This is a genomic window from Streptomyces sp. NPDC005898 (assembly GCF_040629635.1).
GTDB lineage: Bacteria > Actinomycetota > Actinomycetes > Streptomycetales > Streptomycetaceae > Streptomyces.
Window position 1 is genome coordinate 77,728 of record NZ_JBEXWC010000013.1, and the last position, 25,019, is coordinate 102,746.

Annotated in this window: 20 protein-coding genes and 1 riboswitch; of the genes, 8 read left to right on the forward strand and 12 right to left on the reverse strand. The window is 72.4% G+C overall.

What is annotated here, in order from left to right:
- Window positions 1–27 precede the first annotated feature (27 nt).
- Window positions 28–855: a sulfurtransferase gene (locus ABZ385_RS19175; RefSeq protein WP_358912337.1), complete on the reverse strand. Its 828-nt coding sequence runs from the start codon at window positions 853–855 to the stop codon at window positions 28–30.
- 317 nt (window positions 856–1,172) lie between these two features.
- Here ABZ385_RS19175 and ABZ385_RS19180 point away from each other — a divergent pair, with 317 nt between their 5' ends.
- Window positions 1,173–1,985, forward strand: coding sequence for a VOC family protein (locus ABZ385_RS19180; RefSeq protein ID WP_358581467.1), 813 nt, complete (start codon window positions 1,173–1,175; stop codon window positions 1,983–1,985).
- Window positions 1,986–1,987: 2 nt separating this feature from the next.
- Here ABZ385_RS19180 and ABZ385_RS19185 read toward each other — a convergent pair whose 3' ends face one another.
- The 4 genes from ABZ385_RS19185 to ABZ385_RS19200 form a co-directional block, all read right to left on the reverse strand.
- Window positions 1,988–2,650, reverse strand: a complete 663-nt coding sequence (locus ABZ385_RS19185) for a thymidine kinase (RefSeq protein WP_358581470.1) — start codon at window positions 2,648–2,650, stop codon at window positions 1,988–1,990.
- Between the two features lie 69 nt (window positions 2,651–2,719).
- Complete coding sequence (locus ABZ385_RS19190) at window positions 2,720–3,910, reverse strand: nucleotide pyrophosphatase/phosphodiesterase family protein (RefSeq protein WP_358581472.1); 1,191 nt, start codon at window positions 3,908–3,910, stop codon at window positions 2,720–2,722.
- Window positions 3,910–4,497, reverse strand: a complete 588-nt coding sequence (locus ABZ385_RS19195; RefSeq protein ID WP_358581474.1) for a DUF5998 family protein — start codon at window positions 4,495–4,497, stop codon at window positions 3,910–3,912. The genes ABZ385_RS19190 and ABZ385_RS19195 overlap by 1 nt, the downstream gene beginning before the upstream one ends.
- A gap of 72 nt (window positions 4,498–4,569) precedes the next feature.
- Window positions 4,570–7,752: a GNAT family N-acetyltransferase gene (locus ABZ385_RS19200; RefSeq protein ID WP_358912339.1), complete on the reverse strand. Its 3,183-nt coding sequence runs from the start codon at window positions 7,750–7,752 to the stop codon at window positions 4,570–4,572.
- A 136-nt stretch (window positions 7,753–7,888) separates the two neighbouring features.
- Between ABZ385_RS19200 and ABZ385_RS19205 the strand changes: the two genes are divergently transcribed.
- Window positions 7,889–8,170, forward strand: coding sequence for an HPr family phosphocarrier protein (locus ABZ385_RS19205; RefSeq protein ID WP_358581480.1), 282 nt, complete (start codon window positions 7,889–7,891; stop codon window positions 8,168–8,170).
- Between the two features lie 201 nt (window positions 8,171–8,371).
- Here ABZ385_RS19205 and ABZ385_RS19210 read toward each other — a convergent pair whose 3' ends face one another.
- The gene (locus ABZ385_RS19210; protein ID WP_358581482.1) at window positions 8,372–8,806 is read right to left on the reverse strand and encodes an Rrf2 family transcriptional regulator; all 435 of its coding nucleotides are present in this window, start codon (window positions 8,804–8,806) and stop codon (window positions 8,372–8,374) included.
- A 124-nt stretch (window positions 8,807–8,930) separates the two neighbouring features.
- On the opposite strand from ABZ385_RS19210, the gene ABZ385_RS19215 reads away from it, so the two are divergent.
- Window positions 8,931–9,680 carry an SDR family oxidoreductase gene (locus ABZ385_RS19215; RefSeq protein ID WP_358912341.1) on the forward strand — a complete coding sequence of 250 codons (750 nt, stop codon included), beginning with the start codon at window positions 8,931–8,933 and terminating at the stop codon, window positions 9,678–9,680.
- Between the two features lie 258 nt (window positions 9,681–9,938).
- Here ABZ385_RS19215 and ABZ385_RS19220 read toward each other — a convergent pair whose 3' ends face one another.
- The 4 genes from ABZ385_RS19220 to ABZ385_RS19235 form a co-directional block, all read right to left on the reverse strand.
- Window positions 9,939–10,625 carry a GntR family transcriptional regulator gene (locus ABZ385_RS19220; protein WP_358912342.1) on the reverse strand — a complete coding sequence of 229 codons (687 nt, stop codon included), beginning with the start codon at window positions 10,623–10,625 and terminating at the stop codon, window positions 9,939–9,941.
- A gap of 189 nt (window positions 10,626–10,814) precedes the next feature.
- Window positions 10,815–11,618, reverse strand: coding sequence for a M23 family metallopeptidase (locus ABZ385_RS19225; RefSeq protein WP_358581490.1), 804 nt, complete (start codon window positions 11,616–11,618; stop codon window positions 10,815–10,817).
- 12 nt (window positions 11,619–11,630) lie between these two features.
- A riboswitch (cyclic di-AMP (ydaO/yuaA leader) is annotated at window positions 11,631–11,792 on the reverse strand.
- A gap of 283 nt (window positions 11,793–12,075) precedes the next feature.
- Window positions 12,076–13,461, reverse strand: a complete 1,386-nt coding sequence (locus ABZ385_RS19230; protein WP_358581492.1) for a pitrilysin family protein — start codon at window positions 13,459–13,461, stop codon at window positions 12,076–12,078.
- On the reverse strand, window positions 13,458–14,825 hold the full coding sequence (locus ABZ385_RS19235; protein ID WP_358912344.1) for a pitrilysin family protein: 1,368 nt from the start codon (window positions 14,823–14,825) through the stop codon (window positions 13,458–13,460). The genes ABZ385_RS19230 and ABZ385_RS19235 overlap by 4 nt, the downstream gene beginning before the upstream one ends.
- A gap of 225 nt (window positions 14,826–15,050) precedes the next feature.
- Between ABZ385_RS19235 and ABZ385_RS19240 the strand changes: the two genes are divergently transcribed.
- Window positions 15,051–17,504 carry a DNA topoisomerase IV subunit A gene (locus ABZ385_RS19240; RefSeq protein ID WP_358581497.1) on the forward strand — a complete coding sequence of 818 codons (2,454 nt, stop codon included), beginning with the start codon at window positions 15,051–15,053 and terminating at the stop codon, window positions 17,502–17,504.
- An 8-nt stretch (window positions 17,505–17,512) separates the two neighbouring features.
- Here ABZ385_RS19240 and ABZ385_RS19245 read toward each other — a convergent pair whose 3' ends face one another.
- Together ABZ385_RS19245 and ABZ385_RS19250 are read right to left on the reverse strand one after the other, a co-directional pair.
- On the reverse strand, window positions 17,513–18,730 hold the full coding sequence (locus ABZ385_RS19245) for a GTP-binding protein (RefSeq protein WP_358912346.1): 1,218 nt from the start codon (window positions 18,728–18,730) through the stop codon (window positions 17,513–17,515).
- A gap of 255 nt (window positions 18,731–18,985) precedes the next feature.
- Window positions 18,986–20,161 carry a citrate synthase/methylcitrate synthase gene (locus ABZ385_RS19250; RefSeq protein ID WP_358912348.1) on the reverse strand — a complete coding sequence of 392 codons (1,176 nt, stop codon included), beginning with the start codon at window positions 20,159–20,161 and terminating at the stop codon, window positions 18,986–18,988.
- 120 nt (window positions 20,162–20,281) lie between these two features.
- On the opposite strand from ABZ385_RS19250, the gene ABZ385_RS19255 reads away from it, so the two are divergent.
- From ABZ385_RS19255 to ABZ385_RS19270, 4 genes are read left to right on the forward strand one after another with little or no spacing between them, the layout of a single operon-like run.
- Entirely contained in the window at window positions 20,282–21,562 is a 1,281-nt protein-coding gene (locus ABZ385_RS19255; RefSeq protein WP_358912350.1) for a citrate synthase family protein, read from the forward strand.
- 37 nt (window positions 21,563–21,599) lie between these two features.
- Window positions 21,600–22,610 (forward strand): sucrase ferredoxin, encoded by a 1,011-nt coding sequence (locus ABZ385_RS19260; RefSeq protein ID WP_358912351.1) that lies wholly within the window; start codon window positions 21,600–21,602, stop codon window positions 22,608–22,610.
- A gap of 59 nt (window positions 22,611–22,669) precedes the next feature.
- The gene (locus tag ABZ385_RS19265; RefSeq protein ID WP_358912353.1) at window positions 22,670–24,343 is read left to right on the forward strand and encodes a sensor histidine kinase; all 1,674 of its coding nucleotides are present in this window, start codon (window positions 22,670–22,672) and stop codon (window positions 24,341–24,343) included.
- Entirely contained in the window at window positions 24,340–25,017 is a 678-nt protein-coding gene (locus tag ABZ385_RS19270; protein ID WP_358581509.1) for a response regulator, read from the forward strand. Before ABZ385_RS19265 ends, ABZ385_RS19270 begins: the two co-directional genes overlap by 4 nt.
- Window positions 25,018–25,019 lie beyond the last annotated feature (2 nt).

The window sequence follows — 25,019 nt, forward strand, 5'->3', positions numbered from 1 at the left end:
GGGGCCCCTCCCTCGTATGCGCGCGCCCTACTGCGGGTCGGGGCCCGTGGCGACCGGGCGCGAGCCGTCGGCCGACCACTGCGACCACGAGCCGACGTACAGCGCGGCGGGAATTCCGGCCACGGCCAGGGCCAGCACCTCGTGGGCGCCCGAGACACCCGAGCCGCAGTAGACGCCGACCTCCCCGGCCCGCGAGACGCCGAGCGCCTCGAAACGGGCGGCCAGCTCGGCGGCGGGCTTGAAGCGGCCGTCCGCGGCGACGTTCTCCGTGGTCGGCGCCGACACCGCGCCGGGGATGTGCCCGGCCACCTTGTCGATCGGTTCGACCTCACCGCGGTAGCGCTCGGCCGCCCGGGCGTCCAGGAGGAGTCCCGAGCGGGCCAGGGCGGCGGCCGAGTCGGCGTAGAGGAAGTCCGTGCTGTTCGGAGCCGGCTCGAAGGATCCGGGCCGCGGGCTCTGCCCGGCTCCGCGCTCCAGGGGGCCGGTCCACAGGGCCAGACCGCCGTCGAGGACGCGGACGGAGGTGTGTCCCGTCCAGCGCAGCATCCACCACAGGCGTGCGGCCGCCCAGTTCTGGCCACCGTCGTACACCACGACGTCCCGGTCCGGGGAGACCCCGGCCGCCCGCATCACGGCCCCGAAGTGGTCCAGGTCGGGGAGCGGGTGGCGGCCACCGGATCCCGCGGGTCCTGCCAGGTCGGCGTCCAGATCGACGAAGACGGCGGACGGGATGTGCCCTTCCTCGTACGCGGCGGGCTGCGAGCCCTGGTGCTGCCAGCGGACGTCGAGGAGGACCGGCGGATTCTCGCCCGCCAGGTCGCTCGCGAGTTCGGATGCGGAGATGATGGCGTTCATGGGGCCCATCCTCGCGCATGGGGTGGCCGTCCGGGCCGGGTCCGGCTACCCTGCTCCGCCGGACGACGCCCGAACACGGGGTGTATGGGACCCCGCACGCTTCGTGCGATGGACGGACACCGCACGGCCCTCCCGCGACAAGGGGTGAGACACCGCAAAACGGGCATCCTCCGCGAGAAGCCGGGTGGCACGGCCGGGGCGCGCGGTGCGGCAGGTGGTGCGAGCATCTGCAGGGGCGCGCAGGCGCGCGGCGAAGGTACGCGCGTTCGGGAAATCAGAAGAGAGCGGCCACCACGAGGGCCGAGGAGAGGGTGACGATGACCGAGGCACAGGCGTCCGCAGGGCGGCGCGACGGCGCGGGAGCCGGTCGGAGCGCCCCCGGCACACCCTGCTGGGTGAGCCTGATGGCGCATGGCCTGGCAGCGACCCAGGAGTTCTACGGAGCGCTTTTCGGCTGGGAGTTCAAGCCGGGCCCCCAGCAGCTCGGCCCCTATGTGCGGGCGCTGCTGGACGGCCGGGAGGTCGCCGGCATCGGCCAGCTGCCGCCGGACCGGCATCTGCCCATCGCCTGGACGCCCTATCTGGCGACGGACGACGCGGACGCCACGGCCGAGACGGTGCGGCACTGCGGCGGCACGGTCGGCGTAGGGCCGATCACCGCGGGCCAGGCGGGCCGGATGGCCGTCGCCTCGGACCCCACGGGCGCCGTGTTCGGGCTCTGGCAGGCGGCGCGGCACCTGGGCAGCGCGGTGGTCGGGGAGCCGGGCGCGCCGGCCTGGAACGAGCTGGTGACCCGGGAGACCGCGAGCGTCGTGACGTTCTACCGGGCCGTCTTCGGCTTCACCGAAGAGGCCGCCGGATCCGCCGACTCGGACTGTCTGACCCTGCATGTCGGCGGCCGTCCGGTGGCGTCCGTGCGCGGCGTGGGCGACGCGCTGCCGCGCGACCGGGGCCCGCACTGGATGACGTACTTCGAGGTCGCCGACGTGGAGGAGGCGGTGACCCGGGTGGCCGAACTCGGCGGCCGGACCGTCGAACCGCCCCGTGACAGTTCCCGGGGCCGGGTGGCGACGGTCGCCGACCCGGAGGGCGCGGTCTTCACCGTCGTGCGTTCACGCGCCGGGGCCTGAGGTCAGGCGCGGGCGGTCGCCGCCGTGTCCACCGGCAGGACGTCCGGGGAGAGGGCGCCCGCCCGTGCGGTGGCCGCCGTCGTGCGGCGCCGGTGGTGGCGGCGGCACAGCACCTCGTACCCCACGTCCGACGACTGGTCGACGTCGCCGATGACGACCTGGGCGCCCTCGACGACCATTACGCCGCCCACGGTGCGCGCGTTGTGGGTGGCGCGGGCGCCGCACCAGCAGAGGGCCTCCACCTGGAGCACCTCGACGCGGTCGGCGAGCTCGACCAGGCGCTGGGAGCCGGGGAAGAGCTTGGAGCGGAAGTCGGTGGTGATGCCGAAGGCGAAGACGTCCAGGCCGAGGTCGTCGACGACCCGCGCGAGCTGGTCGATCTGCTCGGGGGCCAGGAACTGCGCCTCGTCCGCGATCACGTAGTCGGCCCGGCCGCCCTGGGAGAGGTGGTCGACGAGATGGGCGTAGAAGTCGAAGTCGTCCGCGGCCTCGATGGCGTCGGTGACCAGGCCGAGGCGTGAGGAGAGCTTTCCCGCGCCCGCGCGGTCGTCCCGCGTGAAGATCATCCCCTGGAGTCCGCGGGCCGAGCGGTTGTGCTCGATCTGCAGAGCCAGCGTACTCTTTCCGCAGTCCATCGTTCCGGAGAAGAACACCAGCTCGGGCATGGGGGGTTGCGGACCTTTCGGGGGCGTGCGGAGTCGGCGCGCCGGCGGGGGCGCCTCAAGGGCGTATGTCTACGAGCGTACTTCGAGGAGGGGGACGAGCTGCTCCACGGGGGTCATGGAGCCGTGCATGCCGACGAGCGCGGACTCCTTGGGCTCGCGCTCCGAGGCGATGATCGCGACGTCGTCCCGCGCGGCGGCGATGACGTCGCCGAGACGCTCGTACACACGTTGATCAATGTGTGGACCGAACCATCCGGCGGCGATCGCCTCGTCGCGGGAGGCGACCCAGAACTGCTCGCCGAGCACCTCGCGCCAGACCGTCACGACGTCGTTCACGGCGCCCGGCACCGCGTAGACGTGGCGGGCGCGGCCCTCGCCGCCGAGGTGGGCGACGCCGGCGCGCAGCTCCCAGTCCTCGTCGAAGTCGATGCGGGAGGCGTCGTCGAAGGGGATGTCGAGCATGCCGTGGTCGGCGGTGACGTACAGGGCGCTGCGCGGCGGCAGCCGTTCGGCGAGCCGCTCGGCGAGCCGGTCGACGTACATGAGCTGGCCGCGCCAGGCGTCGGAGTCGACGCCGAAGCGGTGGCCCTTGCCGTCCACTTCCGCGTAGTACGTGTAGACCAGGGACCGGTCCCCCGCGGCCAGTTGCCGGGCGGCGAGGTCCATGCGGTCCTCTCCGGAGAGTTTGCCCCGGAAGGTGCCGCCGCTCAGGGCGATCTTGGTGAGCGGGGTGTTCTCGAAGGTCGGGGACGACACCTGGGCGGTGTGCACGCCCGCGTCGTGGGCCTGCTGGAAGACCGTCGGGTAGGGCTGCCACGCGTGGGGATCGGTCCAGGGGTTCCAGCGGAGCTGGTTCATCAGCTCGCCGGTGGCGGGGTTGCGCACGGTGTAGCCGGGCAGGCCGTGCGAGCCGGGCGGCAGGCCGGTGCCGACGGAGGCCAGCGAGGTCGCGGTGGTGGCGGGGAAGCCCGCGGTGATGGGCGCTCCGGTGCCGCCGCGCGAGCTGGGGAGCAGCGAGTGCAGGAAGGGCGCCTCGTCCGGGTGCGCCTTGAGCTGCTCCCAGCCGAGGCCGTCGATCAGAAAGACGCAGTTGCGGTCGGCGGGGGCGAGTTCGGCGATGGCCGGGTTCTCGTAGCCGGGCACGCCCTGGTGGGCGACGAGCGTGGGCAGCAGGTCGGCGAGCGAACCCGAGCCGTAGGCGGGCACGGGGGCCGTGTCGAGGGCGATCGGTTCCACGTCGTCCCAGGCGGGCAGGGACATCAGCGGGCGGTGTCCGCGGTCGCCTCGGACAGGGCCTGGGCGAAGGCGAGGGTCTGGCGCACGGCGTCGGGGCCGTCGCCGGCCTCGCTGACGCGCAGGCTCAGGTCGTCGGCGGTCGAGCTGCCCGTGTAGCCGTGGTCCGCCTCGCAGTTGGGGTCGCCGCAGGCCGCGGGCTCCAGGTCGATGCGGGAGACGGCGCCCCAGCCGATGGTCAGGACGACCTCGCGGGGCGGTGTGCCCGGAACGTACTTCTCCGGGTTGGCGACGACGCGGCTGAGCACGACGGAGGAGATCCGGCCGATCTTGACCGACTCCGTGGAGGTCGTCGCGTAGGGCGCGGGGGACGTGCTGTCCGCCGCCTGCTCGTCGGTGTGGCTGACGATGAAGCGCGTCCCGGTCAGGACGAGGACCGTCACGTGCCGGCGCACTTCGTTGGCGTCGAAGGTCGTCTCCTGGTGGACCAGGTACGACCCGATGGCCTCGCCGCCGATCGCGGCCTCCACCGCCTCGGCCACGAGGGCCGGGTAGTAGCCGCTGCGCTCGATCGCCGCGCGCAGCCCCTGGGTCGTCGTACCGGTCTTTGCCATGCCGTCCATCCTACGGCCCGGCGGGGGGCGCACGGTGCCCCCTGGCGCGCTCGTGCCCGGGGCGTACGCCCTTCAGTATCCGGGGAGCGTACGCGGGCCGAGATCGTCGCGGGCGGGCGGCGGCGCGAGCCTGACGGAGGCACCGAGGACGGACAGTCCGCGCTGGGCGACGACCACGGGCTCCAGCGTGACGCCGACCACCTCGGGGTGGTCGTCGACGAGCCGGGAGACCCGCTGGAGCAGCTCTTCGAGGGCCGGGGTGTCCACCGGGGCCGAGCCGCGCCAGCCGAAGAGGAGGGGGGCGGTCCGAATGGATCTGACCAGGGAGGCCGCCTCCCGGTCCATGACCGGGATCAGGCGGTGGGCGGTGTCGCCGAGCAGCTCGGAGGCGGCTCCCGCGAGCCCGAAGGAGAGCACGGCCCCGGCCGCCGGGTCGATGACGGCGCGGACGACGGTGTCGACTCCGCGCGGCGCCATCCCCTGGACCACGGGGCGCAGCTCGGCGGGCTTGCCGAAGGCGTCGGTCAACTCCTGGTAAGAGCGGCGCAATTGGTCCTCGTCGGCGAGGTCGAGCCGCACTCCGCCGAGGTCGGCGCGGTGGCGCAGGTGCGGGGCCGTGGTCTTCAGGGCCACGGGGTAGCCGAGGGTGCGCGCGGCGTGCGCCGCCGCGTCCGGGTCGGGGGCGGGCAGCGCACGGCGTACGCGGATGCCGTAGTGCCTGAGCAGTTCGTGGGCGTCGGCCTGGGCGAGGGTGGCGCCGCGCGGGTCGTCGTCCTTGGCCAGCAGCGCCGCGATGCGGTCGGCGGCGCCGCTCTCGTCGATGTCGTCGTACTCGTGCACCTTGCCGGGCTCGGCGGCCTCGCGGCGCCACTGCGCGTACTTGACGGCTTCGGCGAGGGCCCGGACGGCTCGCTCGGCGGCGGGGTAGGCGGGGATGCGGTACTGGTCGGGGGCGGGGGCGGGGGCCTCAGCGGCGGGGGCGGGGGCGGTGGCCTGGGCGGTGGCTGTGGGGGCGGCGGTGGCCTGCGGGGTGGCTGTGGGGGCCTGCGTCCCGGCTCCTGCGGCCTGCGCGGTGGCCGTGCTTGCCTGCTGGGCGGCTGTGGAGCCCTGCGGGGCGGCGGTGGAGCCCTGCGGCGTGGCTCCTCCGGCCTGCGCGGTGGCTTCGGGGGCCTGCGGGGTGTCCGTGGGGGCCTGCGTCGTGGCTGCGGGGGCCGGGGTGGTGGCCGTAGCGGCCTGCGGGGTGGCTCCTGCGACCTGGGCGGTGGCTGCGGGAGTCGGGGCGGTGGCTGCGGAGGCCTCCGGTCCGGCTGTCGCCGTGGGCGGGCGGCGGGGGGTGTTCATGGCGTCCGTCGGCGGCTTCGGCGGGGCGTCGGGCCCGGTGCTGGTGGCGGCGGACAGCGCCTCGGCGAGGCCGCCCAGCTCCACGTGGACGACGGCGACCGGCTTCGCGGGACACCCCGCGGCCGCCGCGCGCAGTTCCGTGGCCAGCGTCTCCGGGTCGGCGGCCACCCCGTCCTCGCGCACCCAGGGGATCGCGTTGACGATGACCGCGTCGCAGCCCTCGTCCGACAGCGCCTCGGCCAGAGCGGCGCGGAAGTCGGCCGGCGCGGCGCCGGTCGTGAGGTCGCGCGGCGGCAGCGGCCGCAGCCCGTCGGCGACGCACGCGTCGTACGTGAGGAGCCCCAGCGACTCGGAGTTGCCGAGGATGCCGACCCGGGGCCCGGCCGGCAGCGGCTGCCCGGCGAGCAGCAGTCCCGCGTCGACCATCTCGGTGACGGTGTCCACACGGATCACCCCCGCCTGGCGCAGCAGGGCGGACACCGTGGCGTGCGGGAGGCGCGTGGCCTGTACCGCGTGCCCCGTGGGCGCGATCCCGCTGTGCCGGGCGCCCTGGACCACGACGAGCGGCTTCGCGGTCGCGGCCCGGCGCGCGAGGCGGGTGAACTTGCGCGGGTTGCCGATGGTCTCCAGGTACATCAGCGCGACGTCGGTGTCGGGGTCCTCGTACCAGTACTGGAGGAGGTCGTTGCCGGACACGTCGGCGCGGTTGCCGGAGCCGACGAACGTGGACAGGCCCGCGCCCCGCCGGTGCAGCCCGGACAGCAGCGCGATGCCGATGGCGCCGGACTGGGTGAACAGGCCGATGCGCCCGCGCGCGGGGTGCTCCGGGGCGAGCGAGGCGTTGAGCCGCGTCCGGGGCGAGGTGTTGATCACGCCGAAGGCGTTGGGGCCGATGATGCGCATGCCGTACGAGCGCGCCTGGCGCACCAGTTCCCGCTGGCGCGCACGCCCTTCGGGGCCGCTCTCGCCGTACCCGGCGGAGAGCACCACCAGGCCGCGCACGCCGCGCTCGCCGCAGTCGGCGACGACGTGGGCCACCTTCTCCGCGGGCACGGCGATCACCGCGAGGTCCACGGACTCCTCGATGGCCGTCACGGAGCGGTGCGCGGGGACGCCGTCGATCTCCGCGCCCTCGTCGAAGGCGCTGTTCACCGCGTACAGGCGCCCGGTGAATCCGCCCTCCCGGAGGTTGCGCAGCACGCTGCGGCCGACGCCGCCCGGGGTGCGCCCCACGCCGATCACCGCGACCGACCCCGGCGTCAGCAGCCGCTGCACCGAGCGCCCCTCGGCGCGCTGTTCGCGGGCGCGCTGCACGGCCAGGGAGCGGTCGGTCGGCTCCAGGTCGAACTCCAGGCGGACGACACCGTCCTCGAAGCTGCGCTTTTGCCGGTAACCCGCATCCGTGAAGACTTTGATCATCTTGGTGTTGGCGGGCAGCACCTCGGCGGCGAACCGGCGGATGCCCCGCTCCCGCGCGACCGCCGCGATGTGTTCAAGGAGTGTGGAGGCCACGCCACGGCCCTGGTGGGCGTCCTGCACGAGGAAGGCGACCTCGGCCTCGTCGGCCGGCGCGCTGGCGGCCATGCCGCGCTCGTCGATGCGGTCGTAGCGCACCGTCGCGATGAATTCGCCGCCCACCGTGGCCGCGAGTCCCACCCGGTCCACCTGGTCGTGGTGGGTGAAGCGGCGCACGTCCTTGGCGGACAGCCGGGGGTAGGGCGCGAAGAAGCGGTAGTACTTCGACTCGTCGGACACCTGTTCGTAGAAGCTGACCAGACGGTCCGCGTCCTCGACCGTGATGGGCCTGATCCGCGCGGTGCCCCCGTCGCGCAGCACCACGTCGGCCTCCCAGTGCGACGGGTAGTCGTACCGGTCCTGCCGATGCCGATCCTGCTGATCCGACGGGGTCTGCATGGGGCCAGCGTACGGGTCGCGGGGGCGCCCGGTCCGGGTACGGTCGAGGAGGACCGGCGTCCGGCCGACGGAGCACCCGCGACGGCATGCGACAATGGTCTAGACAAGTGTGAGACACCTGGAAGGGCAGCAACACATGGCTGAGCGCCGCGTCAACGTCGGCTGGGCCGAGGGCCTTCACGCCCGACCCGCCTCCATCTTCGTCCGCGCGGCCACGGCCGCCGGCGTCCCCGTGACGATCGCCAAGGCCGACGGCAACCCGGTCAACGCCGGCTCGATGCTCGCGGTGCTCGGCCTCGGCGCCCAGGGCGGCGAGGAGATCGTCCTCGCCTCCGACGCCGAGGGTGCGGACGCCGCCCTGGACCGTCTGGCGAAGCTGGTCGCGGAGGGCCTCGAGGAGCTTCCGGAGACGGTCTGAGCCACACAGCGCCTTTGATCGCGCAGCACTTTGAAGGGTCCGCTCCGGAACACGGGGCGGGCCCTTCGCCTTGTTCAGGGCGGCCCTCAGAGCTCGTAACGCGATCGCGGATGGGCCTTCTTGAGGCGTCTCCAGCAGATGGCTGTTCGTCGGCCTGGGCATGGATGGGGGCCTTGGTGACGCCAGGGCGCAACGGGGAGGCTAGCGAGGCGCCGCGAGTACGTCCCGGAGTACGTTCGCGAGCGTGACGCGGGCCAGCTCGTGCCTCAGAGTCTCCTCGATGCCCTCGTAGACGCTCCGCATCGCCGGCTGGATGCCGTGGCCCACCACGCATCCCTGGTCCGGGGTGGTGCGGTGCATTGCGAACAGCGGGCCGGGTTCCACTGCCTCGTACACGTCGAGCAGGGTCATCGACTCCAGCTCGCGTGCCAGCGACCAGCCCGCGCCCACGCCCCGCCGGGACTCCACGAGCCCAGCCCTGCGCAGCTCGCCGAGCAGCCGTCTGATCACCACCGGGTTGGTGTTCGCGCTGGTCGCGATCTGCTCGGAGGTCGCGACCTCATGGCCCTGGCGCTGGTAGAGGCCGATCCAGACCAGCGCGTGGGCGGCGATGGTCAGCCTGCTGTTGGCGCTCATGGACTCCTCCTCTCGGTCGCGACGCTCCATGTTACCCGCAGTCGTAACAATGGAGGTTGCAACAGCCTGTCGTAACAATTAACGTTGCGACTGCCGGGAAGGGTCAATCAACGAGGTGAGAAGCATGAGCAAACCACTCACGGGCAAAGTCGCCCTGGTCACCGGGGGGTCGCGCGGACTGGGAGCCGCGACCGTACGACTGCTGGCCGAGCAGGGCGCCGACGTCGCCTTCACCTACGTCAGCTCCGAGAAACGGGCGCAGGCCGTCGTCGACGAGGTGCACGCCAAGGAAGCCAAGGCCGTCGCCTTCCAGTCCGACCAGGCGGACACGAGCCGGGCGCCGGCGCTGATCGACGACGTGGTCGCGCACTTCGGCGGCCTGGACATCCTCGTCAACAACGCGGCGATCTCCGTGGCCGGCACGGTGGACGACCCCGATGCCGACACCGCCGCACTGGACCGGATGCACGCCACCAACTACCTCGGCGTGATCGCCGTCATCCGGGCCGCCTCCCGAGTGCTGCGTACGGGCGGCCGCATCATCACGGTGAGTTCCGGACTGGGCTCCCGGGTCGGCGCCCCCGGCCTTGCCGACTACGCGGCGACCAAGTCCGGGATCGAGAGGTACACCATGGGCGTCGCACGCGACCTCGGGCCCCGGAACATCACGGCCAACGTCGTGGAGGCCGGACTGATGGAGGGCGGCATGCAACCGCCGGACCCCGAGACCCTCAAGGCCCTGGTCAGCTCGCTGTCCCTGCAACGCATGGGGCACCCCGACGAAATCGCCGCGGCGATCGCCTTCCTGGCGAGCCCCGCCGCGTCGTACGTCACGGGCGCAGTGCTGGACGCCCACGGCGGCTACAACGCCTGAACCAGAACCCCTGCCCCGCGCCCCGAAGGACACCGCGCCTTCGGGGCGCGCACCGCCAACGACCCGCGTATGCGTGGACACGCCCAAGAAGCCCGGTTCGTAATCGCGTGACGAGCTCTTAAAGGAAATCCGGCGCGATTCAGTGTGACCCGGCGCGTGCGGCGCGTGCCCCGCGTTCCGAAATTCACGCAGAATTGATGTCCCCGAATAGCGCCGCCCCGAGTAAAGGCGCCCTACGACTTGTATACGGCACGCGCGTTAATTCCGAAGGCTCACCGTGTTGACGGGATGTTGCGGCTCCCTCACACGGCCCGCGCTCGTCGAACGGCGCAATCGGTGCGCGCCCGCGGTCCGCTCCATGTGGTCGCAGGTGAGCGCCCTGGCCCGCTCGCCGTCCCCGCGGCCCACCGCGTCGACGATCGCCGCGCGCTGCGCCCACGCGTCGAACGGCGCCGCCGGCGGCTCCACCACGTACATCCAGGCGATCTTGTGCCGCAGCTGGGCGAGCAGCGCGATGAGGCCGGGGCTGACGGAGGCCTGGGCGAGCGTCTCGTGGAACCAGCCGCCCAGCGACCGCAGATCCTCCCCTTGCCCCCGCCGCGCGCGCTCCTGGCCGAGCCTGACGAGGCCGCGCAGGACCTTGAGGTGCGCCTCGGTGCGGCGCCGGGCCGCGCGGGCGGCCGCGAGCGGTTCGAGCAGCATGCGCAGCTCCAGGAGGTCGGCCGCCTCCTGCTCCGTGGGCTCGGCGACGCAGGCGCCGGCGTGTCGGCGCGTGACGACGAACCCCTCGGCCTCCAGGGTGCGCAGGGCCTCGCGCACCGGAACGCGCGAGACGCCGTAGCGGCGGGCCAGAAGCTCCTCGGTGAGCCGTCCGCCCCTTTCGTGGACACCGGAGACAATGTCGTCCCGGATGGCCGTGCACACCGAATGCGCGGGAATACGCATGACCGGACCTCCGCCTTAATCCCCGCGAAACGCGGTCGACCGACGCTCGTTCGGCAACTCTATTGCAGAGTGCCGGAATTACCGACGGCGGGCCGCAATCCATGGATATCTTTTGGCCAAGCGCGGAAGGGCCGGAAAAGCGCGAAGGCCCCGGCTCGCAGGAGCCGGGGCCTTCGGTGTGCCGGGAGGTCAGACGTTGACGCCGTGCGAGCGCAGGTACGCCACGGGGTCGATGTCCGAGCCGTACTCGGGGCCGGTGCGGGCCTCGAAGTGGAGGTGCGGGCCACTGGAGTTGCCGGTGGAACCCGAGAGGCCTATCTGCTGGCCCGGGGTGACCGTCTGACCGACGGTGACACCGAGGGAGGACATGTGGCCGTACTGGGTGTACGTGCCGTCGTTCATCTTGATGACGACGTTGTTGCCGTACGCGCCGCCCCAGCCGGCCTCGACGACGGTGCCCGCGCCGACCGCGTGGACCGGGGTGCCGGAAGCGGCGTGGAAGTCGACGCCGGTGTGGCTGCCGGAGGACCACATGGCGCCGCCGGTCTGGTAGCCCGTGGAGACGTACGAGCCGGAGATCGGGGAGACGTAGGCGTTCAGGCGCTTGCGCTCGGCCGCGCGGGCGGCGCGCTCCTTGGCCTCGCGCTCCTCCTTGGCCTTCACCTTGGCCTCGGCCTCGGCCTTGCGCTTGTCCTCGGCGGCCTTCTTCTTGGCGGCCGCTTCGGCCAGCTTGGCGGCGGCGGCGTCCTCGGCCGCCTGGCGCTGCGCGGCGGCCTGGGCGTCGATGGTCTCGGCGAGCGAACCGCCCACGGAGATCGCCTGGGTGAGGCCGGTGTGCTCCACGGCCCCTTCGTCGACGGCGGCGAGCGCCGGAGCGGCCATGCCGCCGATGACGCCGGTGGTGGTCAGCGCGGCGACGCCCGCGACGTTCGCGGTCGTGCGGGTGAGGCGGCTGGGACGACGGTGCTTCCCGGTGGCACGGGTGAACGCCATGAAGCGGCTGATCCTTTCCTTCCTTCTCGCCTACCGGGTTAGCTGACGGGTTCGGAGCAGGAAGGTCTCCTACGAGTCCCTCACCTGACGGCAAGGTGCCCGATTCACCCCAAGGGACTGTGGGTCCCCGGCTCCCCTGGCTCGCGCCGTACGGGGACTCGGCGATGACTGCCCGGTGCCGCGGGTGCGACGTGGTGTGTGACGGACAGCCGGATCGAAGCTAAGCGCCCCCTCTTTCAATCGACAAACGGATCGACACTTTTGTTGCGCACGCCACACGGCAGACGGGCAACCGCCATACAAAGGCGGACATATGAGGCCCCGGCGACCGAACCGGTCACCGGGGCCTCGAAACGCGCTGATTCCCGCTCAGCCGCGGCTCACATTCGGCCACGGCCTCTGGTCAGCCACAGCCTCTGGTTCAGCCGCACCCTCTCGTTCAGCCGCGACCTGTCGTTCAGCCGCTGACCACGCTCACCTCGCCGATGCCGAGCGCCCTGACGGGCTCCTCGATCTGCGCGGCGTCGCCGACGAGGATCGTCACCAGGTGGTCCTCCGGGAAGGCGCTCACGACGGCCGCGGTGGCCTCCACGGTGCCGGTGGCGGCCAACCGCCGGTACAGCTGTGCCTGGAAGTCGTCCGGCAGGTTCTGCTCGACCTGGTCGGCGAGTGTCGCGGCGACGGAGGCGGCCATCTCGTACTTGAGCGGGGCCACACCCACGAGGTTCTGCACCGCCACGTCGCGCTCCGCGTCCGTCAGGCCCTCCGCGGCGAGCGTGCGCAGGACCTTCCACAGGTCGTCGAGCGCGGGGCCCGTGGAGGCGGTGTCGACCGATCCGCTGATGGCGAGCATCGCGGCGCCCGTGCCGTCCGGAGCGGACCGCAGGACCTGGCTGAACGCCCGCACTCCGTAGGTGTATCCCTTCTCCTCGCGCAGGACGCGGTCCAGCCGGGAGGTGAGGGTGCCGCCGAGGCAGTAGGTGCCGAGGACCTGGGCCGGCCAGACCCGGTCGTGCCGGTCCGGGCCGATGCGGCCGATCAGGAGCTGCGTCTGGACGGCTCCGGGGCGGTCCACGATGACGACGCGGCCCGTGTCGTCGGCGGTGATCGGAAGGCTCGGGCGGGGCTCCGCCGTGCCGCCCGTCCAGGTGCCGACGGTGTCCGCGAGGACGGCGTCCAGATCGGTGCCCGTGAGGTCGCCGACGATCACCAGGGTGGCCGTCGCGGGCCGGACGTGCTTCTCGTAGAAGGCGCGTACGGCCGCCGAGTCGATGGCGCTGACCGTCTCCTCGGTGCCCTGGCGGGGCCGGGACATGCGCGTGCCGGCCGGGAAGAGCTGCCGGGAGAGTTCCTTGGCGGCGCGGCGCGCCGGGTTGGCGGCCTCGTGCGGGATCTCGTCCAGGCGGTTGCGCACGAGGCGCTCGATCTCGCTGTCCGCGAAGGCGGGGGCGCGCAGGGCGTCCGAGAGCAGGCCGAGCGCCTTCGGGAGGCGGGAGACCGGGACTTCGAGGGAGACCCGGACGCCGGGGTGGTCGGCGTGCGCGTCCATCGTGGCACCGCAGCGGTCGAGCTCGGCGGCGAACTCCTCGGCGGAGTGCTTGTCGGTGCCTTCGTTGAAGGCCCTCGCCATGATCGTGGCGACGCCGTCGAGCCCCTCGGGCTCGGCGTCCAGGGGCGCCTCCAGGTGCACCTCCACGGCGACGACCTGCTGGCCGGGGCGGTCGCAGCGCAGCACCGTGAGGCCGTTGGGCAGGGCGCCTCGCTCGGGGGCGGGAAAGGCCCACGGCTTGGCCGTGCCGGCCTGGGGCTGCGGGTGGAACTGCATCGTCGCGGCCTCGCTCACTTCGCCGCCTCCTCTTCTTCGGCGTCCTCTTCCATGGCGTCCTCGGCCGGCCCGTCCGCGGTGGCCACGGGTTCATAGACGAGCACCGCGCGGTTGTCGGGGCGCAGGCGGGCCTTGGCGACCTCCTGGACCTCCTCGGCGGTGACGTCGAGGACGCGCTGGACGGCGGTGAGGGCGAGCTGCGGGTCGCCGAACAGGACCGCGTACCGGCACAGTTCGTCCGCGCGGCCGGCGACCGTGCCGAGCCGGTCGAGCCACTCGCGCTCCAGCTGTGCCTGGGCGCGCTCCATCTCCTCCGGGGTGGGGCCCTCCGCGGCGAAGCGGGCGAGCTCCTCGTCGACGGCGGCCTCGATGACCGGGACCTCGACGTCGCCGGAGGTCTTCACGTCCAGCCAGCCGAGCGAGGGGGCACCGGCCAGGCGCAGCAGCCCGAAGCCCGCCGCGACGGCGGTGCGGTCACGGCGCACGAGCCGGTTGTAGAGCCGGGAGGACTCGCCGCTGCCGAGGACGGTCAGCGCGAGGTCGGCGGCGTCGCACGCGCGCGTGCCGTCCTCGGGCAGGCGGTAGGCGGCCATCAGGGCGCGGGCCGGGACGTCCTCCTCGACGACCTCGCGCAGCTCCCGCCCGATGCGCTCGGGCAGGGAGCCGTCGCGCGGCGGCTGCTTGCCGTCGTGCGAGGGGATCGACCCGAAGTACTTCTCGATCCAGGCGAGCGTCTGCTCGGGGTCGATGTCGCCGACGACCGAGAGGACCGCGTTGTTGGGCGCGTAGTACGTACGGAAGAACGCGCGCGCGTCCTCCAGCGTGGCCGCGTCCAGATCGGCCATGGAGCCGATCGGCGTGTGGTGGTAGGGGTGGCCCTCCGGGTAGGAGAGGGCGGTCAGCTTCTCGAAGGCGGTGCCGTACGGGACGTTGTCGTAGCGCTGCCGGCGCTCGTTCTTGACGACGTCGCGCTGGTTCTCCATGGACTCCTCGTCGAGCGCGGAGAGCAGCGAGCCCATCCGGTCGGCCTCGAGCCACAGGGCCAGCTCCAGCTGGTGGGCGGGCATCGTCTCGAAGTAGTTGGTGCGCTCGAAGCTCGTCGTGCCGTTGAGCGAGCCGCCCGCTCCCTGGACCAGCTCGAAGTGTCCGTTCCCCGGCACCTGCTGCGAGCCCTGGAACATCAGGTGCTCGAAGAGGTGAGCCAGGCCGGTACGCCCCTTGACCTCGTGGCGGGAGCCGACGTCGTACCAGAGGCAGACGGCGGCGACCGGGGTCAGGTGGTCCTCGGAGAGCACCACGCGCAGGCCGTTGGCCAGCCGGTGCTCGGTCGCTGTCAGGCCGCCGGAGCCGGCCTCGGCTGTGGCCGTGTGACCCATGGGCATGTACGTCCCTTCGATCGCTGGATCTTCGCTGGATCAGAACCGTTGCTGCCAGTCCTGCCACTGTATGCAAGCGTGCTGACACCTGACGACGTTCCCGGTCCGCTCAGGGCGTAGTCCCGGCCGTGACGTCGCCGCCGCACGGGTCGTGGTCGGCGTTGTCAGTGGGACGGTCCACAATGGTCGGCGTCAGAACCCGCACTTGTTGGTGAAGGAGCCGCAGCAGCGATGGCCCGCCGCAGCACGAAGACCCCGCCGCCCGACGACTCGTTCGAGGAGAGGATCCTCGACATCGACGTCGTCGACGAGATGCAGGGCTCCTTCCTCGAGTACGCGTATTCGGTCATCTACTCCCGGGCCCTGCCGGACGCCCGCGACGGCATGAAGCCGGTGCACCGCAGGATCGTCTATCAGATGAACGAGATGGGTCTGCGCCCCGACCGCGGCTATGTGAAGTGCGCCCGCGTGGTCGGCGAGGTCATGGGCAAGCTGCACCCCCACGGCGACGCGTCGATCTATGACGCGCTGGTGCGCATGGCCCAGCCCTTCTCCATGCGCCTCCCGCTCGTGGACGGCCACGGCAACTTCGGCTCGCTCGGCAACGACGACCCGCCGGCCGCCATGCGGTACACCGAGTGCAAGATGGCCGACGCCACCTCCCTGATGACGGAGTCGATCGACGAGAACACCGTCGACTTCGAGCCGAACTACGACGGCCAGGAGATGGAGCCCACCGCCCTCCCGGCGGCCTACCCGAACCTCCTGGTCAACGGCGCCTCGGGCATCGCGGTCGGCATGGCGACGAACATGCCGCCGCACAACCTCGGCGAGGTCATCGCCGCGGCCCGGCACCTGATCAAGCACCCGGGGGCCGACCTCGAGACGCTGATGAAGTTCGTGCCGGGTCCCGACCTGCCCACGGGCGGCAAGATCGTCGGCCTGACGGGCATCAAGGACGCCTACGCCTCGGGCCGCGGCTCCTTCAAGATCCGCGCCACGGTCGCCGTGGAGAACGTGACGGCGCGCCGCAAGGGCCTCGTCGTCACCGAACTGCCCTTCTCCGTGGGCCCCGAGAAGGTCATCTCCAAGATCAAGGACCTGGTCGGCGCCAAGAAGCTCCAGGGCATCGCCGACGTCAAGGACCTCACCGACCGCTCGCACGGCCTCCGCCTGGTCATCGAGATCAAGAACGGCTTCGTCCCGGAGGCCGTCCTCGAGCAGCTGTACAAGCTGACGCCGATGGAGGAGTCCTTCGGCATCAACAACGTCGCACTGGTGGACGGCCAGCCGCTCACCCTCGGCCTCAAGGAACTCCTGGAGGTCTATCTGGACCACCGGTTCGACGTGGTGCGCCGCCGCAGCGAGTTCCGCCGCGGCAAGAAGCGCGACCGCCTGCACCTGGTCGAGGGCCTGTTGGTGGCCCTCCTCGACATCGACGAGGTCATCCGCCTCATCCGCTCCAGCGACAACTCCGCGCAGGCCAAGGAGCGGCTGATCGAGCACTTCTCGCTGAGCGACATCCAGACGCAGTACATCCTGGACACGCCGCTGCGCCGGCTGACCAAGTTCGACCGCATCGAGCTGGAGTCCGAGCGCGACAAGCTCAACGGCGAGATCGACGAGCTGACCGGCATCCTGGAGTCGGACGCCGAGCTGCGCAAGCTGGTCTCCTCGGAACTGGCCGCCGTCGCCAAGAAGTTCGGCACCGACCGGCGGACGGTTCTCCTGGAGTCGGCGGGCTCCCCGGCCGCGACGGTCTCGCTCCAGGTGGCGGACGACCCGTGCCGCGTGCTCCTGTCGTCGACGGGCCTGCTGGCCCGCACGGCCAACGGCGAGCCGTTCTCGGACGGCGAGACCAAGCGCGTCAAGCACGACGCGATCGTCTCGGCGGTGCCGGCCACGGCGCGCGGCGAGGTGGGCGCCGTCACGTCCCACGGAAGGCTGCTGCGCCTGTCCGTGGTGGACCTCCCGCAGCTGCCGGAGACGATGGGCGCGCCCAATCTCTCCGGTGGGGCGCCCGTCTCGGAACTGCTGCCCCTGAGCGGGGACGAGAAGCTGATCTGTTTGATGACGCTCGACGAGTCGTCGCCGGGACTCGCGCTCGGCACCGCGCAGGGCGTGGTCAAGCGGGTGGTGCCCGACTATCCGTCCAACAAGGAGGAGCTGGAGGTCATCACCCTCAAGGACGGTGACCGGATCGTCGGCGCGGCCGAGCTGCGCACCGGCGAGGAGGACCTGGTCTTCATCACGGACGACGCCCAGCTGCTGCGCTACCAGGCCTCCCAGGTGCGTCCGCAGGGCCGTCCCGCCGGGGGCATGACGGGCATCAAGCTCGCGGCGGGGGCGAAGGTCATCTCCTTCACCGCGGTGGACCCGGCGGCGGAAGCGGTCGTCTTCACGGTGGCGGGCTCGCGCGGCACCCTCGACGACTCGGTGCAGACGACGGCCAAGCTGACGCCGTTCGACCAGTACCCGCGCAAGGGCCGCGCCACGGGCGGCGTGCGCGTCCAGCGGTTCCTGAAGGGCGAGGACTGCCTGAGCTTCGCGTGGGCGGGCCCGACGCCACCGCACGCGGCCCAGCGCAACGGCATGCCGGCCGAGCTGCCCGAGATGGACCCGCGCCGCGACGGCTCGGGCGTCTCGCTCGCGAAGCCGGTGGCGGCGGTCGCGGGACCGGTGTAGCCGCGGGTTCAGGCCGTGGGCCCGGCGCCGAGATCCTCGGCGTCCGGGTCTTCGGCATGCGGGTCCGCGGCATACGGGTCTTCGGTTTCGGGCCTCGCGGTGTCCGGGTCCGCGGCCTGCGGGTGGTCGGCGTCCGGTTCCTGTACGTAGCGCAGTACGCCCCACATGGCCTGCTCGTCGGCCTGCGGGGCGTACGCCCGACAGGCCTCCAGCTCCTCCTCCAGGGCCGGTACGTCGATGCCCGACCCGATGAGCACCAGCTGGGTCAGACGCGGCTCACCCGGAGCCCACGGCTGCGGATAGAAGCGCAGGAACCGCCCGACGGCGTGCACCTCGTACCGGTTGCGCGGGTCGGCGGCGCCGAAATCGACGTACCCCTTGATGCGGTAGAGCCCTTCGGGCCGGCTGTCGAGCAGGGCCATCAAGGGGCGCGGCCCCAGGGGCGCCTCGGAGCTGAAGGCGAGGCTCTCGTAGGCGGAGTGCAGGTGGTCGTGGTGCCCGCAGGCGTCCCCGGAGTCCACGTGGCCTTCGGGGTCGGCGGCGTCGTCCGGCAGCTCGTCGGAATCGTCCCGCAGATCGTCGAAGGAGAGTTGGCCGATCCGCTCCCCCACGGGCGCCCGGTCGAAGAACAGCTCCACGTCCACCCGCCCGAAGGAAGCGGCGACGACGGCCGCCCGCCCGGCGAGGCCGCGCACGACGCCGAGGACGCGCTCCTGCTCCGCCGGGGGCACCCGGTCGGCCTTGTTGACCACGACGAGATCGGCGATGCCCAGATGCCGGTCGAGTTCGGGATGCCGCTGCCTGTTGGCGTCGAACTCGGCGGCGTCGACGACCTCGACCAGCCCCCCGTACACGATGCGGGGGTTCTCGCTGGCGAGCAGCATCTTCACCAGCTCCTGCGGCTCGGCGAGCCCGCTCGCCTCGATGACGATGACGTCGATCCCGGCGGAGGGCCGGGCGAGCCGCTCCAGGTACTCGTCCAGCTCGCTCGCGTCCACGGCACAGCACAGACAGCCGTTGCCGAGCGAGACGGTCGAGTCGCCGAGCTGCCCCGCGACCGACATCGCGTCGATCTCGATCGAACCGAAGTCATTGACGATCGCCCCGATCCGGCTGCCACCGCTGCGGTGCAGGAGATGGTTGAGCAGGGTGGTCTTGCCGGAACCGAGGAATCCGGCGAGAACGATGACCGGGATCTGCTGCGTGTTCAACCGTGGGCCCCTCATACCGGCGTGCGTACGGATCGCGGCGGGGCGACCCGCCGGGCGAAAACCGGACCTCGGCGGTCCTCTCCGCCGGAATGCGGGCCTCGCCGGATCCCGTGTGGAAAGTGACGATCGCCCCAGGATAGGGCCGCCGGGACATGCCGCGAAGTGAACGACTGCCAGCGGCGCGCGGGGGACACGCGTCGGACAGGGCGCCCCGGTCCTTGTGGCGCTTGCGGGGCTCGCGGGGCTTGCAGTTCTACGGCTCGCGCATCGTCAGCCGGCTGTCGGCACCGGCTGGGGCGCGGGCGGGCCCACATAGCGGGCCGCGGGCCGAATGATCTTCGAATCCCGCGCCTGCTCCAGGATGTTGGCGCTCCAGCCCACCACTCGCGCCGAGGCGAACGTCGGGGTGAACATCTCGCGCGGCAACCCGCACAGCTCCATGACGACCCCGGCGTAGAACTCCACGTTCGTGTGCAACTCGCGCCCCGGCTTCAGCTCCGCCAGGATCGCCTCGACGTGCCGCTCGACCTCGATCGCGAACTCCACCATGTCGCCGCCGAATTGCCGTGCGATGTCCCGCAGCATGCGTGAGCGGGGGTCCTCGGTGCGGTAGACGGGGTGCCCGAAGCCCATGATGCGGTCCCCGGCGAGGACCCGCTCGCGGATCCATCCGTCGATGCGGTCACGGCTCCCGATCGCGTCGAGGGTGTCCAGGGCCCGGCTCGGCGCCCCTCCGTGCAACGGCCCCGACAGCGCCCCGACCGCGCCCACCAGGCAGGCCGCCACATCGGCGCCGGTGGACGTGATGACCCGGGCAGTGAACGTCGAGGCGTTGAACCCATGGTCAATGGTTGAGATCAAGTACTGCTCGATGGCCCGCGCCCGGCCGGCGTCCGGTTCCGAACCGGTGAGCATGTAGAGGTAATTGGCGGCGTACGACAGGTCGTCCCGCGGCTCCACGGGTTCGAGGCCCTGGCCGAGCCGGTACAACGCGGTGAGCAGCGTCGGCACGACGGCGGACGCGGCCAGGGCGTCGGCGCGGCGACGGTCCTCGCCGATGTCGTACACCGGACGGAAGCCCTTGGACGCCCCGAAGAGCGACAGGGCGGTGCGCAGCCCGGAGAGGGGCCCCGACAGCGCACTGGCGCGGGCGATGGCGGGCAGCGCCTCGCGGACCTCCTCGGGCAGACGGCGCAGTGAGGCGGTCCGCGCGGTGAAGGCGGCGGCCTGTCCGGCGTCCGGCAGCTCTCCGTGGAACATCAGGTGCCAGACGTCCTCGAAGCTGCGGCTCTGCGCGAGCTCGACGGCCGAGTGCTGGCGGTAGTGGTAGAAGCCTTCGTATCCCCGCACGTCGCCGAGTTCCGTCTCGGTGACGACGACACCCGCGAGTCCTCGTGGGACCTCGACCGGTGTGGTGGGGGTGGCGGCGGAGCCATTGATCGGCATGTTGTTCCTCGACTTCCTCCCTGGACTTGATTCGACTGTCCATGCTTGACTGAGACGTTGTCAATATTGATTGGATCAATACAGACATCCAGGTGTCGGGATACGGATACGGTGTCGCCCATGACGGATCACGGAACCGCGCAGGACGGCCGACGGCGGCTGAGCACCAGAGAAGCCGCCGAGTTGCTCGGCGTGAAGCCCGAGACCGTGTACGCGTACGTGAGTCGCGGCCAGCTCAGCAGCCGACGCGGGCCGGGCTCACGGGGCAGCACGTTCGACGCCGGGGAGGTCGAGGCGCTGGCCCGCAGAAACCGACGGGCCCCCGCCGCCGCGACCACGGGCGACGAACTCTCCGTACGCACCCGCATCACGCTCATCGACAGCGATCGCTACTACTTCCGAGGTGTGGACGCCACCGAGCTCGCGCTCACGCACTCCTACGAGGAAGTCGCCGAGTGGCTGTGGACCGGCGTCCTGCGCCCCGGCGTCCGCTTCACCGCCCCCACCGACACCGTCTCGGCGGCCCGTCGCGCGGTGAGCGCGCTGCCCGAGCACAGCGGACCGGCGGACCGGCTGCGCGTGGCGGCCATCGCGGCCGGAGCCGCCGACCCACTCCGCTTCGACCTCTCCGAAGAGGCGGTCATCGGTACCGCGCGCACGCTGATCCCCACGCTCGTCGCCGCGCTCCCGCCGATCCTGCCCACCCACCGGGACGAAGGGCCGCTGGCCCGGCGGCTGTGGGGCCGGCTGAGCGGCGTCAGGCCCGACGAGGCCGCCCTGCACGCCCTGGACACCGCCCTCGCGCTGCTGGTCGACCACGACCTCGCCGCGTCGACGCTCGCCGTGCGGGTCGCCGCCTCGGCGCGGGCCCACCCCTACGCGGCGGTGTCGGCGGGGCTGGGCGTCCTGGAGGGCCCGCTGCACGGCGCGGCCAGCGGGCTCGCCCACCGCATGCTCCTCGACGTGCTCGACCGGGGCAGCGCGACGCCCGTGGTGGCCGACGAGCTGCGCGCGGGCCGCCGCGTCCCCGGCCTCGGCCACCGCCTCTACCCCGGCGAGGACCCGCGCGCGCAGGCGCTGTTCGGCCTCCTGGAGATGCTGCCCAAGGCGGGCCCCGCCCTCGCCGCGGCCCGCGACGTGGTGGCCACCACCGCCCGCCACACGGACCTGCGGGCCAATGTCGACCTCGCCCTGGCCGTCCTGACCGCCTCGTCCGGGATGCCGGCGGAGGCGGGCGAGACGATCTTCGCGGTGGCCCGCACGGCGGGCTGGATCGCGCATGCCCTGGAGGAGTACGGCGAGCGGCCGCTACGGATGCGTCCCAGCGGCCAGTACGTCGGCGTGCGCCCGCCCCGGCCAATGCCATCTTCTTCGTCGGCGGACCTCTCCGAAGAGGCCTGATCCTCCGCGGCAGGGGACGCAAGTTAGGCTCGCCTGCGTGAGTACGTGCGCGACCGCTTCGCGGGACCTGGACGAGCCCCTCGCGGGAACCGCGGCCACCGCCAGGACCTGGCTCCTGGTGGAACAGCCGGGGCCCTGGGGCGCCAAGGCGCTGACGTCCAGCCGTCTCGACCCCGAGGTCGGCCGCGCCCTGGAGAAGGCCGCCGAAGGCACCGGCGTGCGGATCGCCCTGATCCGCCGCCCCGGGCGCCACGCGGACTGCCACACGCCGACGCGGCAGCAGGTGTACGTGGCGCACACCGTCCCGGGCCGCACCTGGCTGCGCTCCCGGGTGACGGAGGACCCCAAGGAACTGCTCGACCTCGATTTCGCGGCTCTCGGCGCGGGGGACCACGGCGGCTTCGGCACCCCGCACACGGGCGCCCCTCTGGCCCTCGTCTGCACCAACGGCAAACGCGACCGCTGCTGTGCCCTGCTCGGCCGGCCCCTCGCCGCCGAGCTGGCCGCCACCGGTGAAGAGGGGGTGTGGGAGATCACTCATCTGGGTGGCCACCGCTTCTCCCCCACGCTGCTGGTGCTGCCCTACGGCTACGCGTACGGCCGGATCGGGGCACCCGCCGTCAAGGAGATCCTCGAAGCGGTCCGCGCGCAGCGTGTGGTCACCGAGGGCTGCCGGGGCAATTCCGCCTGGGAGCGGCCCGGGCAAGCCGCCGAACTGGCCGTACGCGCCTCGACGGGCGAGGACGCCGCAGGGGCCCTGACCGTCGCCGGGACCGACGGCGCCGCCCCGCGCTGGGAGGTGACCGTGGCGCACGGGGATGGACGCCGGTGGCAGGTCACCGTGGCCCAGGGCCCCGCACAGCCGCCCCGCCCGGAGAGCTGCGGCGCGGCTCTCAAGACCCCGGCGCGGATGGACGTGGTGGCGATATGTCCCCTTACGGGACTCACTCGGAGTGACTCGGGGGACGCACCGCGCGGCGGCCGTCGGGATCCGCCTCGCGGAGATCCGCCGCTCCGAGAGTGGCCGGATCCGGACCACGGTGGTTGACGAGATCCCTGCCACAGTGGCTTCGGCATAGCCCGCCACCGGCCGTACCGTTCGTACACATGAGCCCCGCCCCGTCCGCGCGACGCCTCCGTCTCGGTCTGCCGCGACGCGTGTTCTCGCAGGTCCTGCTGATGCAGCTGGCGATCGCCGCCGGGGTCGCCGTACTGGCCACCGGGCTCTTCCTCGCCCCTCTCGGCGATCAGCTGGACGACCAGGCGATGCGTCGCGCTCTGGCCATCGCCCAGACGACGGCCGCCCATCCACGGCTCGCCGAGGAGCTGAGATCCTCGCCGCCCACGGGCGCGGGGCCCGTCCAACGTGAGGCCGACCGGATCCGCCGGGCCAGCGGTGCGGAGTACGTCGTGATCATGAACAAGGACGGGGTGCGCTGGTCCCACCCCGACCGGACCCAGATCGGCGAGGTCGTCTCCACCGACCCGAGCGACGCCCTCGCCGGCCACGACGTCATGGAGATCGACAACGGCACCCTGGGCCGCTCGGCCCGCGGGAAGGTGCCGCTGCGCGACGCGGAGGGCGTCATCGTCGGCGCGGTGTCCGTCGGCATCGCGTACGACAGCGTGCGGGCCCGCCTGATCCACTCCATTCCCGGACTCCTCGCCTACGCGGGCGGGGCACTCGCCGTCGGCGCGCTCGCCGCGTATCTGATCTCGCGCAGGGTGCAGCGTCAGACCCGCGACCTGGCCTTCTCCGACATCTCCGCGCTGCTCGCGGAGCGCGAGGCGATGCTGCACGGCATCCGTGAAGGGGTCGTCGCCCTGGACCGGAGCGGCAGGATCCGGCTGCTCAACGACGAAGCGGAACGCCTCCTGGGCCTCGGCTCCGACGCCCTCGGCCGGCCGCTCGACGACGCACTCGGCCCAGGGCGTACGACGGACGTACTCGCCGGCCGGGTCACCGGCACCGACCTGCTGACCGTGCGCGGCCGGCGCGTTCTGATCGCCAACCGCATGCCCACCGACGACGGCGGCGCCGTCGCCACCCTGCGGGACCGCACGGAACTGGAGCAGCTCGGCCGCGAACTCGACTCCACCCGCGGCCTCATCGACGCCCTGCGCGCCCAGGACCACGAACACGCCAACCGCATGCACACCCTCCTCGGCCTGCTCGAACTGGAGATGTACGAGGAGGCCGCCGAGTTCGTCGGCGAGGTGGCCGGCGCCCACCGCGTGACCGCCGAGCAGATCACGGAGAAGATCGGCGATCCGCTGCTCGCGGCCCTGCTGGTCGGCAAGGCGACCGTGGCCGCCGAACGAGGGGTCGCGCTCTCCGTGCCCCGGGACACGGCACTGCCCGACCGGCTCATCGACCCGGGCGGGCTCGTCACGATCGTCGGGAACCTCGTGGACAACGCGGTCGACGCCGCCGCGGGCGCGGGCAGCCCCCACGCGCGCGTGGAGGTCGCCGCCCGCGCCGAAGGCCGCTCCCTTGTCCTCCGGGTGCGCGACACCGGCCCCGGAGTGCCCGCCGAGCTGCGAGAGACGATCTTCACGGAGGGCTGGACCACCAAGGAGCCGCCGGCGCACGGCAAGCGGGGAATCGGCCTCCCCCTGGTGCGCAGGCTCGCCGAACGGCAGGGCGGCAGCGCCCGGGTCGACGAAGCGCCCGATGGAGGCGCGGAGTTCACCGTGGTCCTGCCCGAAGCACTCACGGAACCCGCGCTCGCCGCCACGGAGGAGTCAACATTGATCGAGGGCACGGAGACGACACGGTGATCGATGTCCTCGTCGTGGACGACGATGTCCGGGTCGCGGACGTCAACGCCGCTTACGTGGCGAAGATCCCCGGCTTCCGGGTGGCGGCCAAGGCCCACAGCGCCACCGAGGCGCTGCGGCTCATCGACGTCGTCCCCGTCGATCTGATGCTGCTGGACCACTATCTGCCCGACGGGACGGGTCTGTCGGTCGTACGTACGTTGCGTGAGCGCGGGCACCAGACCGACGTGATCATGGTGACCGCCGCCCGCGATGTCGCCACCGTGCAGGCAGCGATGCGACACGGAGCACTCCAGTACCTGGTCAAGCCGTTCTCCTACGCGGGGTTGCGCGCCAAGCTGGACGCGTACGCGACGCTGCGCCGCACCTGGGACGGCGGGGGTGAGGCCGAGCAGGCCGAGGTCGACCGGATCTTCGGCGCGCTCTCCGCGACCCCGGCGACGGAACTGCCCAAGGGCCACTCCCCCACCACCGCGGAGCTGGTGCGCCGGGCGCTGATGGCGGCGGAAGGCCCGCTCTCCGCGCAGGAGTTGGCCGACCGGACCCGGTTGAGCCGGCAAACGGCGCAGCGCTATCTGAAACTCCTGGAGCGCACGGGCCGGGTCAGGCTCAGCCTCAGGTACGGCGACACGGGCCGCCCGGAGCACCGTTACGAGTGGTCCCCCGGCGCCTAGGA

What these genes read in the sequence shown, in the direction of transcription:
- ABZ385_RS19175 (WP_358912337.1), bottom strand. Translation starts at nt 855, where the DNA reads ATGAACGCCATCATCTCCGCATCCGAACTCGCGAGCGACCTGGCGGGC.
- ABZ385_RS19180 (WP_358581467.1), top strand. Translation starts at nt 1,173, where the DNA reads ATGACCGAGGCACAGGCGTCCGCAGGGCGGCGCGACGGCGCGGGAGCC.
- ABZ385_RS19185 (WP_358581470.1), bottom strand. Translation starts at nt 2,650, where the DNA reads ATGCCCGAGCTGGTGTTCTTCTCCGGAACGATGGACTGCGGAAAGAGT.
- ABZ385_RS19190 (WP_358581472.1), bottom strand. Translation starts at nt 3,910, where the DNA reads ATGTCCCTGCCCGCCTGGGACGACGTGGAACCGATCGCCCTCGACACG.
- ABZ385_RS19195 (WP_358581474.1), bottom strand. Translation starts at nt 4,497, where the DNA reads ATGGCAAAGACCGGTACGACGACCCAGGGGCTGCGCGCGGCGATCGAG.
- ABZ385_RS19200 (WP_358912339.1), bottom strand. Translation starts at nt 7,752, where the DNA reads ATGCAGACCCCGTCGGATCAGCAGGATCGGCATCGGCAGGACCGGTAC.
- ABZ385_RS19205 (WP_358581480.1), top strand. Translation starts at nt 7,889, where the DNA reads ATGGCTGAGCGCCGCGTCAACGTCGGCTGGGCCGAGGGCCTTCACGCC.
- ABZ385_RS19210 (WP_358581482.1), bottom strand. Translation starts at nt 8,806, where the DNA reads ATGAGCGCCAACAGCAGGCTGACCATCGCCGCCCACGCGCTGGTCTGG.
- ABZ385_RS19215 (WP_358912341.1), top strand. Translation starts at nt 8,931, where the DNA reads ATGAGCAAACCACTCACGGGCAAAGTCGCCCTGGTCACCGGGGGGTCG.
- ABZ385_RS19220 (WP_358912342.1), bottom strand. Translation starts at nt 10,625, where the DNA reads ATGCGTATTCCCGCGCATTCGGTGTGCACGGCCATCCGGGACGACATT.
- ABZ385_RS19225 (WP_358581490.1), bottom strand. Translation starts at nt 11,618, where the DNA reads ATGGCGTTCACCCGTGCCACCGGGAAGCACCGTCGTCCCAGCCGCCTC.
- ABZ385_RS19235 (WP_358912344.1), bottom strand. Translation starts at nt 14,825, where the DNA reads ATGCCCATGGGTCACACGGCCACAGCCGAGGCCGGCTCCGGCGGCCTG.
- ABZ385_RS19240 (WP_358581497.1), top strand. Translation starts at nt 15,051, where the DNA reads ATGGCCCGCCGCAGCACGAAGACCCCGCCGCCCGACGACTCGTTCGAG.
- ABZ385_RS19245 (WP_358912346.1), bottom strand. Translation starts at nt 18,730, where the DNA reads ATGAGGGGCCCACGGTTGAACACGCAGCAGATCCCGGTCATCGTTCTC.
- ABZ385_RS19250 (WP_358912348.1), bottom strand. Translation starts at nt 20,161, where the DNA reads ATGCCGATCAATGGCTCCGCCGCCACCCCCACCACACCGGTCGAGGTC.
- ABZ385_RS19255 (WP_358912350.1), top strand. Translation starts at nt 20,282, where the DNA reads ATGACGGATCACGGAACCGCGCAGGACGGCCGACGGCGGCTGAGCACC.
- ABZ385_RS19265 (WP_358912353.1), top strand. Translation starts at nt 22,670, where the DNA reads ATGAGCCCCGCCCCGTCCGCGCGACGCCTCCGTCTCGGTCTGCCGCGA.